The sequence below is a fragment of the Neotabrizicola paludis genome, from assembly GCF_044142105.1.
Classification (GTDB): Bacteria; Pseudomonadota; Alphaproteobacteria; order Rhodobacterales; family Rhodobacteraceae; genus Pseudogemmobacter.
In genome coordinates this window covers 201,717-216,518 of the sequence record NZ_JBGTYM010000009.1, presented here as the reverse complement: position 1 = coordinate 216,518, position 14,802 = coordinate 201,717, and the positions used below count along the sequence as shown (strand labels likewise).

Sequence of the window (14,802 nt, the reverse complement as noted above, 5' to 3'; positions counted from 1 at the left end):
GTGCAGTCGATCGACACGGCGCTGAAGCTCGGGGCCAACCATCCGATGGGGCCGCTGGAACTGGCCGATTTCATCGGTCTCGACACCTGCCTTGCCATCATGAACGTGCTTTATGACGGGCTGGCGGATACGAAATACCGCCCCTGCCCGCTGCTGACCAAATATGTCGAAGCCGGCTGGCTGGGCCGCAAGTCGCAGCGGGGATTCTACGATTACCGGGGCGAGGTGCCGGTGCCGACGCGATGAGCGAATGAAGGTTTGGATAGAGCCCATCGTCGCGCTTCCAGCTGTTTAGGGAACCGGAATGAAGTTTCTCAAGGGCAACGAACCGGCCGTAGGCGAACTCAACTTTCTGCTTGGATTACCACTTCTTCAAGTTTGCATGGGCGCGAACGAAGTCATCCTCAACTTTGATGGCGAGGTTTCGATCACCATAGAGGCCATGATTTCCTTTCGAGACACCAGCGGGAACGAAGTAAACTATTCAAATTTGCGATCCGCCGCGTCCGCGCTCGTGACGCTGTTGCCCAGCAGCGTTGATTGGTTGTCGATGGAAGAAAATGGCACGTTGATCCTGCACTTTCGAGCAGGTTGCACCCTCCTTATCCACAAAGACTCGGATATGTTCGAGAGCTATCAAGTAAGGCGAGCGGACGAAGTCTACGTAGTGTAGCCCGTGAAGATGCGCGCGATAGAATTCCGAGATGCTGGGTCACAGCCACCCTAAGCCCGGTCTTTGAGCCCCAGCGTATGCTCGCGCAGCCAGGCCAGGAAGCCCCTCGGGTTGCCCTCCCAGTTCTTCAGCTCTTCCGCCGGGATCGGCGCGCCGATCACCGGCCGGGTCGGCTTGAACAGGCAGCGCTTGATTTCATAGAGCAGCAGCCCCTGCCGGATCGTGTCGGACAGCTGATTGGCGATCTGGAACATCCGGCTGTTCTGGCCGGGGAAATAGACCGGCAGGATCGTCGCGCCCGAGGATTTGACGATCTTGTGCGTGAAGACGTTCCATTCGCCCTCGACCGCGGGGCCCCACCAGCCTTCGGACATGGCGACCTTGCCGGCCGGGAACAGGATGATCACGCCCCCGGCCTTGAGATGGGCCATGGTCTCGTTGCGCATCTGCAGGCCCAGTTCGCGGGCATTGTCCTCATGCGGGAAGGGCACGGGGATCATGAATTCCTCGACCTCGGGGATGCCGGTCAGAAGCGAGCGGGTGAGGATCTTGAAATCCGAGCGCACGCGGTTGACCATCTCGGCCAGGACCATGCCGTCGACCAGGCCCGAAGGGTGGTTCGACACCACGACAAGCGGGCCGGTGGGCGGGATCAGGGCGATTTCCTCGGCCGGCGTGTCGATGCGGATGCCCATATGGCGGATCGCCTTGGGCCAGAAGGGCGCGCCGAAGGGGGCGCCAGATTTCTCGAAGCTGCGGATCAGGCGCAGAAGCTGGATCTTGGCGGTGACCCATTCGATGGCGCGGATCGTGCCGGCCTTGAACGGATTCTTGAACGTGCCGGCATAGGACAGGCGGCGCATGTCATACTGCCGCTCGGCCGCCTGGGCGGCCCCGCCTGCCTTGGCGGCGATCTGTCCTTGTTCGGTCACGGAGCGGGCGTCCCTAACGGCGCCCCGGAGCGGACCGGGGCCATCCCGCTCAATAATCCTCTCCGAAGCGGGCCGCAACAAGGGCCTCCAGCGCGTCGGCAAGTTTCTCCGCCTCGGGTCCGCTGGTCGTTACGTCAATCTCGGTGCCGCGCGAGGCGGCGAGCATCAGAAGACCCATGATCGAATCCCCCGAGACCTCCATCCCATCCTTCGCGACCTGGGCGCGGGCGTCATGCGCCTCGACCACCTCGACGAATTTCGCGCTGGCCCGGGCATGCAGGCCCTTTTCATTGACGATGCGGAAGCTGCGGCTTGCCATGATCCCCCCGGGTCGCCCCGTCAGGCCCCGCCGCCAAGGTCGAGGCTGTTGATGTATTTACGGCCCGCATCCAGCGCGGCCGAAACCGCCTCGGGCAGGCCGAGATCGCGGGATTTGGCCAGTTTGATCAGCATGGGCAGGTTTGCGCCATAGAGAATCCGCCGCCCACCCTTGACGCAGGCCGGAAGCGACAGATTGGCCGGGCTGCCGCCGAACATGTCGGTCACCACCACAACACCCTGGCCGGAATCGACCGCATCCGCCGCCGCCGCGATTTCCGCCTGTTTGGCGGCCCGGTCATGCTCATCCTCGATGGTGATGGCGCGCATGCCATCCTGTTTGCCGACCACATGCTCGACGGCGGAAAGATATTCCCGCGCCAGGCCCCCGTGAGCGACGATGACGATTCCGATCAAGCGACAGACACCTTGCCAGCTGGGGCCAGACCCTGGCCCTTGCGTTCGAGTTCCCTGTGCCGTTTTGACACTGGCCAGCCGGCCTCTGCAAGGGCTGCGCCAGCCATTTCCACCATGGCGACGCTACGGTGTTGCCCGCCGGTACAGCCGAAGCCCACCGAAAGATGCGCCTTGCCCTCCTCAAGATGGGCGGGAAGGAGAAAGAGCAGAAGATCCTGCAATTTGTGGAAGAATTCCGCGAAGCGCGGGTCACGGCGGATGAAGGCGGCCACCTCGGCATCGCGGCCATCGCGCGCGCGCAGGCCCGCTTCCCAATAGGGATTCGCCAGGAAGCGGCAGTCGAAGATCATGTCAACGCCGCGCGGGACGCCGCGCTTGTAGCTGAAGCTCTGCAGCGAGACCGACAGCCGCCCCGTCGCGTCGGCATCGAACCAGCGCGCAATTTCGGCCTTGAGATCATGGGGCGTCAGGTCGGAGGTGTCGATCAGGTGGTCGGCGCGCACCCGGATCGGCGCGAGGAGATCAATTTCTCGTTCGATTCCCTCGGCCGGGGTTTCGGCGGGGGCCAGCGGATGGCGTCGCCGGGTTTCCGAGAAGCGGCGGATCAGCTCGGGGACGGCACAATCAAGATAGAGGACCTGAAGGGACACGCGCGGATCGCGCGTCAGAGTGTCGATCAGCTCGATCAGCGCGGTGGCGTTGAAATCGCGGTTGCGGGCATCGAGGCCAAGCGCGATGGGGCGGTCGAGCGGCGGACCGTCGATCAGCCGGGGCACGAGGCTGAGGGGAATATTGTCGATCCCTTCATAGCCCAGGTCTTCCAGCACGCGGATTGCCGTGGTCCGTCCGGCGCCCGAAGGGCCGGTGACAAGGACGAGACGATGTTCCTGCGCCGCGGGCGCCATGAGCTACTCCTGCCGCCCGCCCCGAAGCCAAAGGGCAAGCGCGTCCGCAAGATGGGGATTTTGCGGGCGCAGCACAAGCGGAAGCTCGCGCTCCAGCAGCCGCAGGCTGCGGCGGGGGGGAAGGCGGTCAGGCTCGTCCCGGCCCAGGTCAATGGCAAGGACGAGCGGCGCCTCCAGAATATGATCCGCACGCAGAAGGCCGAGGCCCCGCGCCTCGATCACCCCGGCCAGGGCCGGGGTCGGACAGCGGGCGGCCAGCCCTGTGGCGGTCGCGACCACGCAGGTCTGATCATCCGACACCAGCTTTGCACCGCGAGCAAGAAGATTGATGGCGAGCGTGGACTTGCCGCAGCCGGAAGGCCCCAGGATCAGCAGGCCCAGGCCGTCCAGCGCGACGGTACTGGCATGGAGGATGGTTTCTTCGGGGCCTGGCAGGGTCACACCGGCAGGCCGACCACGAAGCGGGCGCCCAGCGGTTCGGAACTGACGTCGGCCGAGGTCGGGCGGATGTTTTCAGCCCAGATCACGCCGCCATGCGCCTCGACGATCTGCTTCGAAATTGCCAGACCAAGGCCGGAATGATTGCCGAAATCGCCCGATGGCCGTTCCGAGTAGAAGCGTTTGAAGATCTTGGTCAGCGCCTGTTCCGGGATGCCGGGGCCGGTATCCTCGATCACCACGAGCACGCGGTTGTCTCGCCGTCGCGCCCAGACGCGGACGGCGTCGCCCTCTTCGCAGAAGGAAATCGCATTGGTGATCAGGTTGACGAAAACCTGCGCCAGACGCGCTTCAAGCCCGCGGATGACAATGGGTTCGGCCGGAAGATCCGTGATGAAATCAACACCCTTCTCGGCGGCCTGCTGACCAAGATATTGACCGAGGTTCGAGATAGTCTTGAGAAGATTGAATTCTTCCTCGTCTTCCTTGACCAGCTCGCTGTCCAGACGCGAGGCGTTCGAGATGTCGCTGACCAGCCGGTCGAGGCGGCGGACATCGTGCTCGATCACGTCGAGCAGCTTCTCGCGCTGTTCCTCCTTTTTGACGAAGCGCAGCGATCCCACGGCCGAACGCAGGCTGGCGAGGGGGTTCTTGATCTCATGCGCCACATCGGCGGCGAATTGTTCGTTGGCGTCGATCCGGTCATACAAAGCGGCGACCATGCCGCGCATCGCGACGGAAAGACGCCCGATCTCGTCTGGCCGGGCCGCGAGGTCGGGGATGCGCACGCGCCCCGGCGCCATACGGCGGTTGTCGCGGTCGCGGCCGATCTCGGCGGCGGTGGCCAGATCAGCCAAAGGATTGGCGATGGTCGAGGCCAGAACGAGGCTGAGACCGATCGAGACCATCAGCGCCACGACGAACATCTGGAGGATCTGCTCGCGCTCGGCCCGGACGAGATGGTCGATCTCGCCCGCCGCGCTGGTCAAGGCGACCACGCCTACGACCTCTCCTGCCGACCAGATCGGCGTCGCGACCGCGAATAACGTGCTGCCCTCGGAATCCTGACCCGTGCTCGAGGCGGTTTTACCGGCCCGGGCTTCGGGAAAAACCTCGCGCGCGAGGCTTGTGCCGCCCGGATTGCCGGCCGGTTCCTCGCCAAAGGTCAGGATGCTGGACACACCGTCCCAGACGGCATTGAGGAAATCGGTGATCGCAGTCGAACGCAGGTCCTCGCCCGGCATCAGGCTGCGATCCTTGGGGCCGGTGCGCTGCGCGGTCAGGCCGCCCGCCGTGTCGAAGACCATCGCCTCGACCCCGCCCGTCAACTGCACGTCATCCAGCACGACGGCGAGGTCGAACCCGGGCTCGGCGTGAGGCAGACGCGCTTCATAGACATTGGCGATCAGCTCGGCCTCGCGCACCAGCATCGCCTCGCGCAGATTGACCAGCCCGTCACGGAACGGGTTGAGGAACAGCACACCCGCAACCAGCACGACGATCGACATCAGGTTGAAGATGATGATCTTGCGCGCAAGCGGGCTGCGGTTCAGCCCGACAAGACCGCCGCGCGGCCTCGCGTCGCGCAGCTCCTCGACCGTGGTGTCGGGCGAGACCCAGTCTTCACCCAGAAGGACTTCGCCCGACTTGCGGGGTCGGGCGTCATCGGCAGAGATACGCGGCGCGGCGGTCATCTTTTTCTATCGCTGTATCGTCAGAGCCGTGAAAAGCGGGTCATTCTTCGTTGTAGCGGTAGCCGATCCCATACAGTGTTTCGATGGCCGAGAAATCATCATCGACCGTGCGCATCTTCTTGCGCAGACGCTTGATATGGCTGTCGATCGTGCGGTCATCGACATAGACCTGATCGTCATAGGCCACATCCATCAGCTGATCGCGGCTTTTGACGAAGCCCGGACGCTGGGCCAGCGCCTGCAGAAGCAGAAATTCCGTAACGGTCAGCGAGACGTCGCGGCCCTTCCAGGCGACGGCGTGGCGCAGCGGATCCATGCGCAGATTGCCGCGCTCCATGATCTTGTTTTCTTCGGTGACCGGGGCCTCGCCCGTGGTGATCGCCTCTTGCCGGCGCAGAAGCGCCCGGATGCGCTCGACCAGGAGGCGTTGCGAGAAGGGCTTCTTGACGTAATCGTCGGCGCCCATGCGCAGGCCCAGAACTTCGTCGATCTCGTCATCTTTCGAGGTCAGGAAGATAACCGGCATCGAGGATTTCTGCCGCAGACGCTGCAGCAGATCCATGCCGTCCATCCGCGGCATCTTGATGTCCAGCACTGCCATATCGGGCATGCGCCGGTTGAAGGCGTCCAGCGCGGACTGGCCGTCATTGTAGGTTTCGACCTCGAACCCCTCGGCTTCGAGTGTCATCGAGACCGACGTCAGGATATTCCTGTCGTCATCAACCAGGGCGATCCTCGACATGTTCCCGTTCCTGCTCTGTTGTTTTTCTTTGCCACATTCTCCGCAAAGCCGGGGCTGGAATCAACACAAAACGAATCACCCCAGCCCTTCATGCCTTCAGACAACGTCAAAATTCCGAACCAATGGCTAATTTGCCTCAGTCCAGCGGATCGTCGCCGCTTGGTTGCGCTAACTTGCATCTGGTTGCGCTAACTGCGCCAAACCGTCCTGTTCCTTCGCAAAATCCGCATGTTATACGCGGCAGACAGGGCCCGTGGCAGTGGGCTCTGTCGGCCCCCCAGGCCCGGGCGCCGTAAATCCAACCGATATTCAGGCTGCGCGTCCCATGCGCGGCCGAGGGAGCTTGAGGATGATGATCGGTCGCGTGAACCCGAAACAGACCTTGGACAGTCAGGGCATCAAGGGCGCGTCGGTCGTCCATTACAACCTGATCGAACCCGCCCTTGTGCAGGCCGCCGTTGCCCGCGGCGAAGGCACTCTGGGCCTTGGCGGGGCCTTCCTCTGCTCGACCGGCCAGTTCACCGGCCGTTCCCCCAAGGACAAGTTCGTCGTCCGCACCCCGGCGGTGGAGAACACCATCTGGTGGGAAAACAATGCGCCGATGACCGCCGATGCCTATGCCCGTCTCAAGGCCGACATGCTGGAGCATGTGAAGGGGGGCGAGTTGTTCGTCGAAGACCTGTATGCCGGCGCCGATCCGGTCCACCGGATCGATGTGCGGGTGATCACCGAACTCGCGTGGCACGGGCTTTTCATGCGCCACATGCTGCGCCGACCGGCGCGCGAGGAGCTGGACAGCTTCACCCCGGAATGGACCATCCTGAACTGCCCCTCGTTCAAGGCCGATCCGGCCAAACATGGCTGCCGCACCGACACTGCCATCGTGCTGAACTTTGACGAGAAGACCGTTCTTATCGCCAACACGGCCTATGCGGGTGAGAACAAGAAGTCGGTCTTCACGATCCTGAACTACCTTCTGCCCGGCAAGGGCGTCATGGCCATGCATTGCTCGGCCAACCATGCCATCGGCAATCCGGTCGACGCCGCGGTCTTCTTTGGCCTGTCGGGCACGGGCAAGACCACGCTTTCGGCCAGCCCCGACCGCACGCTGATCGGCGATGACGAACATGGCTGGTCGGATCGCGGCATCTTCAACTTCGAGGGCGGCTGCTACGCCAAGACCATCAACCTCTCGGCCGAAGCCGAGCCGGAGATCTATGCCACGACCAGCCGCTTCGGCACCGTGGTCGAGAACATGGTTTTCGACCCCGAGACGCTGGAGCTGGATTTCGCCGATAACAGCCTGACCGACAACACGCGCTGCGCCTATCCGCTGGACGCGATCTCGAATGCTTCGGACACCGCTCTGGGCGGTCATCCGAAGCATGTCGTCATGCTGACCTGTGATGCCTTCGGCGTGCTGCCGCCGATCTCGCGCCTGTCGCCGGCGCAGGCGATGTACCACTTCCTGTCGGGCTTCACCTCGAAGGTTGCGGGCACCGAGCGCGGCATCACCGAGCCGCAGCCGACCTTCAGCACCTGCTTCGGCGCACCCTTCATGCCGCGTCGCCCCGAGGTCTATGGCAAGCTGTTGCAGGAAAAGATCCTCAAGACCGGCGCATCCTGCTGGCTGGTGAATACCGGCTGGACCGGGGGCGCCTATGGCACGGGCAAGCGGATGCCGATCAAGGCTACCCGCGCCCTTCTGTCGGCCGCGCTGGACGGGTCGCTGGACAAGGTCGAGTTCCGCCGCGATCCGTTCTTCGGCTTCGAGGTTCCGGTGGCTGTGAAGGGTGTGGATGCCGCCCTTCTGAACCCGCGCGACACCTGGGCCGACAAGGCCGCCTTCGATGCGCAAGCCAAGAAGCTGGTCGATATGTTCTCGAAGAATTTCGCCCAATACGTCCCCTATATCGACGAGGACGTGAAGGCCGCCGCCATCGGCTGATCCAGGCGCGATGCTGCGCAGCATGACAAAGGCCCGGGCGTGGAGCGCGCCCGGGCCTTTCGCATTCCTGAAAAGCTTTTCCTGTCAGTTGCGCGGCAGGTAGCCGACCGGCGCATCCTCGGGCCGCCAATAGTCAAGCGGGGCCTTGTCCGAGACCGGGGTCACGCGTTTGAAATCACAGACCAGCTCACCATTCTCGATCGAGGTCGCCACGATCAGACATTGGAAGATGTGGCGCGGGCCTTCGTGAATATCGACCAGACCGCGCAATTGGGCCGGGGTCAGCGAGGCATCGAGCGCGAAGCCATCATGCCAGAATCGTAGCACCGGAAACACCGCCTCGCCCACCTGTACGCGCAGCTTGGCGCGCTTGCGCAGGTCGCGCAGACGTGCGGCTTCCAGACCCTCTCTCACTTCTTTCGGCAGAAACTCCAACATGGCGCGGCCTCCCCCTTTACAAGACTGGTCTCGATCCGGCCAAAATCAAGGCAGGTTTTTGATCCTTCAAAGCTATTTCAACTTTGTAACCGCAGCGTTGCGGCTTTGCCGCAGGGTTTTTCCCGCGCAGGGAGAGTCTGCGCCTGCCCCCTTGCGGCGACGGGTCCGATCCGGTCCAAACGACCCCGGACTGCCCGTGGAAAGGCCCTGAGCCATGATCCTGATTCTCGCGATGCTCCTGGATGCCGCGCTGGGTGAACCGGCCTGGCTGTGGTCGCGCGTGACACATCCGGCAGTGGTCATGGGTCGGTTGATCGCCGCGCTGGACCAGCGGCTGAACCAGGGGCGCGGACGCAAGGCCAAGGGCGTGGCGATGACCGTTGGGCTTGCCCTCGTGGCGGGTCTGACCGGCTGGTTGATCCATGCCCTTCCGGATCACGGAATTGTAGAAATAATTTTCACCGCGATCCTTCTGGCGCAACGCAGCCTCTCGGATCATGTGCTGGCCGTGGCGCGCGGGTTGCGCCGCTCGCTGGACGAGGGCAAGGCCGCGGTCGCGATGATCGTGGGCCGCGACATCGCGCCGATGCGCGAGCCGGACGTCGCCCGCGCGGCCATTGAAAGCGCTGCCGAGAATATGTCGGACGGGGTGATCGCGCCCGCCTTCTGGTATCTGGTGGGCGGATTGCCGGGGTTGATGATCTACAAGATGGCCAATACGGCCGACAGCGTGGTGGGTCACATGACGCCCCGCCATCGCGAGTTCGGCTGGGCTTCGGCGCGCTGGGACGATGTCCTGAACCTGATCCCGGCCCGGCTGACGGCACTGCTGATGGCGATCACCGATGGCTGGGTCGATCCGCGCCCGGTGCTGCGCGACGCGCCCAAGCACCGCAGCCCCAATGCGGGCTGGCCGGAATCGGTGCTTGGCCCGGTGCTGAACGTATCGCTGGCCGGTCCGCGCAGCTATAATGGCGTGATGACCGATTACCCCTGGGTCTGGCCCGAGGGTCGCCGCGACCCCGGTCCCGCCGATATCGAGGCGGCGGCGCGCGCCCTCTGGCGCTGCTGGGCGGGGATGCTTGCCCTGACCGTGGTTCTGACCCTAATCTGGCCGGGATGCGTGCCCTTCTTCTTCTAGGCCTTCTTGCTGCCAAGCCCGCGGCCGCCGCGCCCTATGGCGACGCTTTCTATTGCTTCCTTCCGGCCCTGGTGACCGGGGCGGTCGTCGCAGATGTACCGGACCAGGCGGCCCGCCCCTTCATCCTGGACGCCCGGCAGGATGAGCGGGGCAGGTTCGACTTTGCCGCTACTACCCGGTCAACTGCCGGGTCGCTGGTCCTGCTGTGACAGACTGGGGCATCGTCGCCACGGTCAAGGCCCCGCTCGACAAGGTTCGGGCCTTCGTGGCCTGGCATCTGCATCTGGGCGCATCCCAGATTGCCCTGTGCTTCGATGATCCTGGGGACCCTGCTGCTGATCATCTCGCGCATCCTCGCGTGACCATCCTGCGGTGCGATGCCGCGCATTGGCGGCGGCTTGGAGGCCGGCCTGACCGGCACCAGAACCGCCAGTCCAAGAACGCGGCGCATGTCTACCGGCAGGCGCGGCTGGATTGGCTCGCGCATGTTGATGTCGACGAATTCCTGTTTCCCGACAGGCCCATGGCGCAGATTCTGTCGGGTCTGACGCACGACCAGATCCTGTGCCGCGCCGAACCGTTCGAGGCGATGCACGACCCCGACCTTGCAGATGATATCTACAATGCGTCAGCCTTTCGCGGTGCGTTGAAACCACGCCATGCCGCACTACGTGCCCCGGTTCTGGGTCGTTTCAAGGATGTGCTGCCCGAAGCCATGCTGAGCCATGCCAATGGCAAGGCCTTCTTCCGCACGGGCGTTCCGGGCCTGAGCCCCCGGCTGCACGGCGCCTTTCGCGATGGGCAGAGACTGGAGGCGCCCCCCTTCCAGCCCGGCCTGGCGCTTCTGCATTTCCACGCCCAGGACCGCGCTGCCTGGTCTGCCGCCCTACCCTTTCGCCTGACCCGCGGCGCCTATCAGTATCACTCTGAATTGCAGGCGTTCCTCGCTTCGGCCAGGCCCGACGAGGTTGCAGCCTTCTACGCCGAGACCCAGATGCTTGCGCCACAGAAACGCGCATTGCTGCGCAGCGAAGGCCGCTTGATCGAGGCCCGGCTTGCCCTGCGCGACAAGGTGGCGCAAATCTTCTGATGCTACGCAGCAAGGCTGCAGAAAGGGCCGAAATGATCACCGAAGCCGAGCTGGCCGAAGCCCTGTCGGACGTACTGTCCGCCCCCAAGGATCGGACCCAGATCGACCATCTGACCTTTCGCCCTGGATATGGTCAGCGCGAGCACCCCGAGAAGCTGACCCTGACACGCGATCAAGGCGTTCCGGGCGAACGCTGGCTGACCGCGCCGTGGCTGAAGCTGGCCGATGGCAGCCCGGATCCCGACATTCAGGTGTCGATCCTGCCGCTGCGAGTCATGGAACTGGTCTGGCGCGACCGCAGCCAGCCCCATCCGGGAGATACCATCGTCGCCGATCTGGACTGTTCGGTGGCGAACCTGCCGCCGGGCACCGTGTTGCAGGCCGGGACAGCCCGTCTGCGCGTGTCCTCGGTTTTCAATGATGCCTGCGTGAAGTGGAAAGTGCGCTACGGCACGGCCGCGAAGGACTGGATCACCGCGCCGGGCCATCCCGAACTGCGGCTGCGGGGTGTCCTGTGTTCCGTGATGCAGGATGGCGAAGTGAAGCGGGGCGACGATCTGGCAGTGGTCGCACGGCCGGACTAGGCCACCAGGGCCTCGGCCCTCTTGAGGTCGACCGAGACAAGCTGGCTCACGCCCTGTTCCTGCATGGTCACGCCGAACAGCCGATCCATCCGCGCCATGGTGACGGCGTGGTGCGTGATGACCAGAAATCGCGTTTCAGTCCGCCGGGTCATCTCATCCATCATATCGCAGAAGCGCGTCACGTTGGCATCGTCCAGCGGCGCGTCAACCTCGTCCAGCACGCAGATCGGCGCGGGATTGGCAAGGAAGACGCCGAAAATCAGTGCCAGCGCGGTCAATGTCTGCTCGCCGCCGGACAGAAGCGACAGGGTGGCAAGCCGCTTGCCGGGCGGCTGGCACATGATTTCAAGACCCGCCTCCAGCGGGTCGTCGGATTCGACCAGCACCAGCCGCGCCTCGCCGCCACCGAAAAGATGGGTGAAGAGGGTCGCGAAATTGGCGTTCACCTGTTCGAAAGCGGTCAGCAGGCGTTCGCGGCCTTCCTTGTTCAGCCCGGCGATGCCCGCGCGCAGCTTGCGCACCGCTTCTTCCAGATCGCCCTTTTCCGCCGCCAGCGCATCATGTTCCCCGGCCACACCGCGCGCGTCTTCCTCGGCGCGCAGGTTCACCGCCCCCAGCGCCTCACGAGTGCGTTTCAACCGGGCGACCTCGATTTCCAAGGTCTCGGCATCGGGCATCTTGTCAGGATCGCTGCGCAGCGAGATCAGCAATTCCTGCGGCGTGCGGTCGTCCTCTTCCGCAATCCGCTCGGCCGCCAGCGCCACTGCCTCGCGTGCGGCATCCAACCGGGCTTCGGACCGGGCGCGACCCTCGCGCGCTTCGCCTGCCAGCCGCTCGGCCTCGCGCTCGGCCAGGGCCGCATCGCGCAGCGCCGTCTCGGCCTGGGCCAGGGCCTCGGCCGCAGCGATCCGCCGCGCCTCAGCGGCGGCAACGGCATCTGCCAATTCCTCGCGCTTGGCGGCAATCTCCTCGGGCGCAGCCGAAGCATCATCCAGCTCAGCCTCGGCCTCTTCGCGCCGGGCCGCCAGTTCGGCGCTGCGCTTTTCCGCCGTCTCCAGCCGGTGTTTCCAGCCCGACAATTCCTTGGCCGCCTCTTGCCGCCGCCGCGTGCGCGCCTCGCCTTCGCGGCGCACCTCGTCATGGGCAGAACGGCGGGTGAGCATTGCGATGCGCGCGGCTTCGACCGTGATCTTCGCCGCCTCTACGGCCGAGCGGGCCTGATCGAGATCAGGCAGATCCTTGGCGGCAGTTTCGGCCTCGCGCAGACGGGTGCGGGCGGCGAAAACCTCTTCTTCATAGCGGCTGACCGAAAGCCGCGCCGCCTCGCGCTTGCCTTCGGCCAGCGCACGCTCGGCCTCGGCCCGCGACATGGCGCGGTCGGCCTCGGCCAGCCTCTGATCGGCCGAGCGGCGGGCTTCGCGCGCCATCTGATCAGAGCGGGCAAGATCGGAGAGCCGCGCCTGCAGCGCCTCATGCGCCGAGCGGGCGCCCGCGGCCCGGGCTTCGGCTTGCGACAGATCACCCTTGAGCTGCTGAAGCCGGTTCAGTTGCTGAAGGCGAAGGGCGGCGGCGGAAGGCGCGTCGTCGGCCCCCGCGCGGAAACCATCCCAACGCCAGAGGTCGCCTTCGCGAGAGACGAGCCTCTGTCCGGGAAGCAGGCGCTCCTGAAGTTGAAAACCTGCATCACGACTGACAAGACCGATCTGCGACAGGCGCCGCGCCAGCACGTCCGGGGCGTCGACATGATCGGCCAAGGGCGTGGCCCCGGCAGGCAGCGGCTGCGGCGCGAGATAGGGTTCAAGAAGTCCCCAGCCCGAACGGTCGCCCGCACCCGCTTCGGGCGCCCGCAGGTCGTCAGCCAAAGCCGCGCCCAGCGCCTGCTCCAGCCCCGGTTCCACCACCAGCCGGTCGAGGATCTGGTGACCGGCCTGCGCCTCCCGGTCGACAAGCCGCGCCAAGGCCTGCATTTCGGCGCGCAAAGCCGAAGCCTCGCCTTCCGCTTCGGACCGGGCGGCGCGGGCATCCGATTCACGCATCTGCGCTTCGGCACGGGCTTCTTCAGCGGATTCCAGTGCAGCTTCGGTCCGCTCCGTCAATTCGGCGGCGGCCTCGCGCGCTTCCTGCGACGCCTCAAAGGCCTCAGCCGCCGCCTCGACAGCTTCATCCGCCGCCGCAACCGCCGCGCGCGCGCGGGCCGACTCGGCCTCGGCGCGATCCAGGCCGGTACGGGTTTCGGCGGCAAGGCGCGCGGCCGACTGGTGGCGGGCGGCCAAGCGCGCGGCGTCTTCGGTCGCCTCGGACAGCAGCGTCTCGCGGTCGGTTAGGATCGTGCCCGCCTCTTTCGCAGCCTCGACCGCTTCCGCGAGCCGGGCGTCATGGCCCTCATGCGCCTTGGTGATCTGGGCGATTTCCCAATCCAGCCGCTCGATCACCTCGCCCGCGTCGCGGTTCAGCCCTGCCTCGCGCTCCATATCGGCGCCCAGCTGGGCGATCCGGCTGCGCAGCGTCTCGATCAGGGCCAGCGCACGCGCCTCTTGGTCGCCAAGCGCGTCGCGCTGCAACATCAGGCGTTGCAGGATGGCGCTGGCGATTGCCTCCTCCTCGCGGCGCGGCGGTAGCGCGTCTTCCGCCCCTTCCCGCGCCTTGCCCGCGGCCCGCGCCGCCGCCTCGGCCTGCCCCGCTGCGACCAGCCGCTCGCGCAGCGCCGCCTCGGCCTGAGCGCGGGCCTCATCGGCCTCGCGCCAGCGGCGATAGAGCAGCATCCCTTCGGCCGAACGCAGGTCCTCCGACAGTTCCCGATAGCGCTCCGCCTGCTTGGCCTGCCGGGTCAGCACCGACAATTGCTGCGCCAGCTGTTCCAGCACGTCGTCGACGCGGGTCAGGTTCTGTTCGGTCGCGGCCAGTTTCAACTCGGCTTCGTGCCGCCGCGCATAAAGGCCGGAAATCCCCGCCGCCTCTTCCAGCACGCGACGGCGTGCCTTGGGCTTGGCGTTGATCAGTTCGGAAATCTGGCCCTGCCGCACAAGCGCAGGGGAATGCGAGCCGGTCGAGGCATCGGCGAACAGCATCTGCACGTCGCGGGCGCGGACATCCTTGCTGTTGGCCTTGTAGGCCGAGCCCGCATCGCGGGTGATCCGGCGCACGATCTCGATCTGGTCAGCATCGTTGAAGCCCGACGGCGCCAGCCGATCCTGATTGTCGATGACCAGAGAGACTTCGGCGAAATTGCGCGCGGTGCGGGTGGCGGCGCCGTTGAAAATCACGTCTTCCATGCCGCCGCCGCGCATGGCAGTGGGGCGGTTTTCACCCATCACCCAGCGCAGGGCTTCAAGAAGATTGGACTTGCCGCAGCCGTTCGGGCCGACCACACCGGTCAGCCCGTCATGGATCACCAGATCCGTCGGGTCCACAAAAGACTTGAACCCGTTCAGCCGCAGCTTGGTGAAGCGCAAAATCCGGCCTCTCGACTCACAGTCTGCCTA

General features: G+C 65.2%; 16 protein-coding genes. 7 read left to right on the top strand and 9 right to left on the bottom strand.

Features of this window, described 5'->3' with window-relative positions:
- Positions 1-246 (top strand): 3-hydroxyacyl-CoA dehydrogenase family protein (locus tag ACED67_RS18235; protein WP_395543144.1); only part of this gene is annotated, 246 nt, incomplete at its 5' end.
- A gap of 58 nt (positions 247-304) precedes the next feature.
- Positions 305-673: a DUF6188 family protein gene (locus ACED67_RS18230; protein WP_395543143.1), complete on the top strand. Its 369-nt coding sequence runs from the start codon at positions 305-307 to the stop codon at positions 671-673.
- A 50-nt stretch (positions 674-723) separates the two neighbouring features.
- Here ACED67_RS18230 and ACED67_RS18225 read toward each other — a convergent pair whose 3' ends face one another.
- From ACED67_RS18225 to ACED67_RS18195, 7 genes are read right to left on the bottom strand one after another with little or no spacing between them, the layout of a single operon-like run.
- Entirely contained in the window at positions 724-1,605 is an 882-nt protein-coding gene (locus tag ACED67_RS18225; protein WP_395543142.1) for a lysophospholipid acyltransferase family protein, read from the bottom strand.
- Between the two features lie 49 nt (positions 1,606-1,654).
- Positions 1,655-1,924, bottom strand: coding sequence for an HPr family phosphocarrier protein (locus tag ACED67_RS18220; protein WP_395543141.1), 270 nt, complete (start codon positions 1,922-1,924; stop codon positions 1,655-1,657).
- A gap of 20 nt (positions 1,925-1,944) precedes the next feature.
- On the bottom strand, positions 1,945-2,340 hold the full coding sequence (locus tag ACED67_RS18215) for a PTS sugar transporter subunit IIA (RefSeq protein WP_395543140.1): 396 nt from the start codon (positions 2,338-2,340) through the stop codon (positions 1,945-1,947).
- A complete protein-coding gene (rapZ, locus tag ACED67_RS18210) occupies positions 2,337-3,245 on the bottom strand; it encodes an RNase adapter RapZ (RefSeq protein WP_395543139.1) in 909 nt (302 codons plus the stop codon). The genes ACED67_RS18215 and rapZ overlap by 4 nt, the downstream gene beginning before the upstream one ends.
- A 3-nt stretch (positions 3,246-3,248) precedes the next feature.
- Complete coding sequence (locus ACED67_RS18205) at positions 3,249-3,680, bottom strand: HPr kinase/phosphorylase (RefSeq protein ID WP_395543152.1); 432 nt, start codon at positions 3,678-3,680, stop codon at positions 3,249-3,251.
- A gap of 2 nt (positions 3,681-3,682) precedes the next feature.
- Positions 3,683-5,377 carry a sensor histidine kinase gene (locus ACED67_RS18200; protein ID WP_395543138.1) on the bottom strand — a complete coding sequence of 565 codons (1,695 nt, stop codon included), beginning with the start codon at positions 5,375-5,377 and terminating at the stop codon, positions 3,683-3,685.
- A 40-nt stretch (positions 5,378-5,417) separates the two neighbouring features.
- Positions 5,418-6,119: a response regulator transcription factor gene (locus ACED67_RS18195; protein ID WP_395543137.1), complete on the bottom strand. Its 702-nt coding sequence runs from the start codon at positions 6,117-6,119 to the stop codon at positions 5,418-5,420.
- 349 nt (positions 6,120-6,468) lie between these two features.
- Here ACED67_RS18195 and ACED67_RS18190 point away from each other — a divergent pair, with 349 nt between their 5' ends.
- A complete protein-coding gene (locus ACED67_RS18190; protein ID WP_395543136.1) occupies positions 6,469-8,067 on the top strand; it encodes a phosphoenolpyruvate carboxykinase in 1,599 nt (532 codons plus the stop codon).
- Positions 8,068-8,151: 84 nt separating this feature from the next.
- On the opposite strand, the gene ACED67_RS18185 is transcribed toward ACED67_RS18190, so the two are convergent.
- A complete protein-coding gene (locus tag ACED67_RS18185) occupies positions 8,152-8,505 on the bottom strand; it encodes a hypothetical protein (protein WP_395543135.1) in 354 nt (117 codons plus the stop codon).
- A gap of 214 nt (positions 8,506-8,719) precedes the next feature.
- On the opposite strand from ACED67_RS18185, the gene cbiB reads away from it, so the two are divergent.
- Genes cbiB through ACED67_RS18165 form a run of 4 tightly spaced genes read left to right on the top strand, consistent with a single transcriptional unit; the run spans position 8,720 to position 11,320 of the window.
- Positions 8,720-9,646: an adenosylcobinamide-phosphate synthase CbiB gene (cbiB, locus tag ACED67_RS18180; protein WP_395543134.1), complete on the top strand. Its 927-nt coding sequence runs from the start codon at positions 8,720-8,722 to the stop codon at positions 9,644-9,646.
- Positions 9,625-9,855, top strand: coding sequence for a hypothetical protein (locus ACED67_RS18175; RefSeq protein ID WP_395543133.1), 231 nt, complete (start codon positions 9,625-9,627; stop codon positions 9,853-9,855). The genes cbiB and ACED67_RS18175 overlap by 22 nt, the downstream gene beginning before the upstream one ends.
- Positions 9,852-10,736, top strand: a complete 885-nt coding sequence (locus ACED67_RS18170) for a glycosyltransferase family 2 protein (protein ID WP_395543132.1) — start codon at positions 9,852-9,854, stop codon at positions 10,734-10,736. The genes ACED67_RS18175 and ACED67_RS18170 overlap by 4 nt, the downstream gene beginning before the upstream one ends.
- 32 nt (positions 10,737-10,768) lie before the next feature.
- Positions 10,769-11,320: a hypothetical protein gene (locus tag ACED67_RS18165; RefSeq protein WP_395543131.1), complete on the top strand. Its 552-nt coding sequence runs from the start codon at positions 10,769-10,771 to the stop codon at positions 11,318-11,320.
- On the opposite strand, the gene ACED67_RS18160 is transcribed toward ACED67_RS18165, so the two are convergent.
- Positions 11,317-14,772: a chromosome segregation SMC family protein gene (locus ACED67_RS18160; RefSeq protein ID WP_395543130.1), complete on the bottom strand. Its 3,456-nt coding sequence runs from the start codon at positions 14,770-14,772 to the stop codon at positions 11,317-11,319. The two genes, ACED67_RS18165 and ACED67_RS18160, sit on opposite strands and share 4 nt — an antisense overlap.
- Positions 14,773-14,802: the final 30 nt, after the last annotated feature.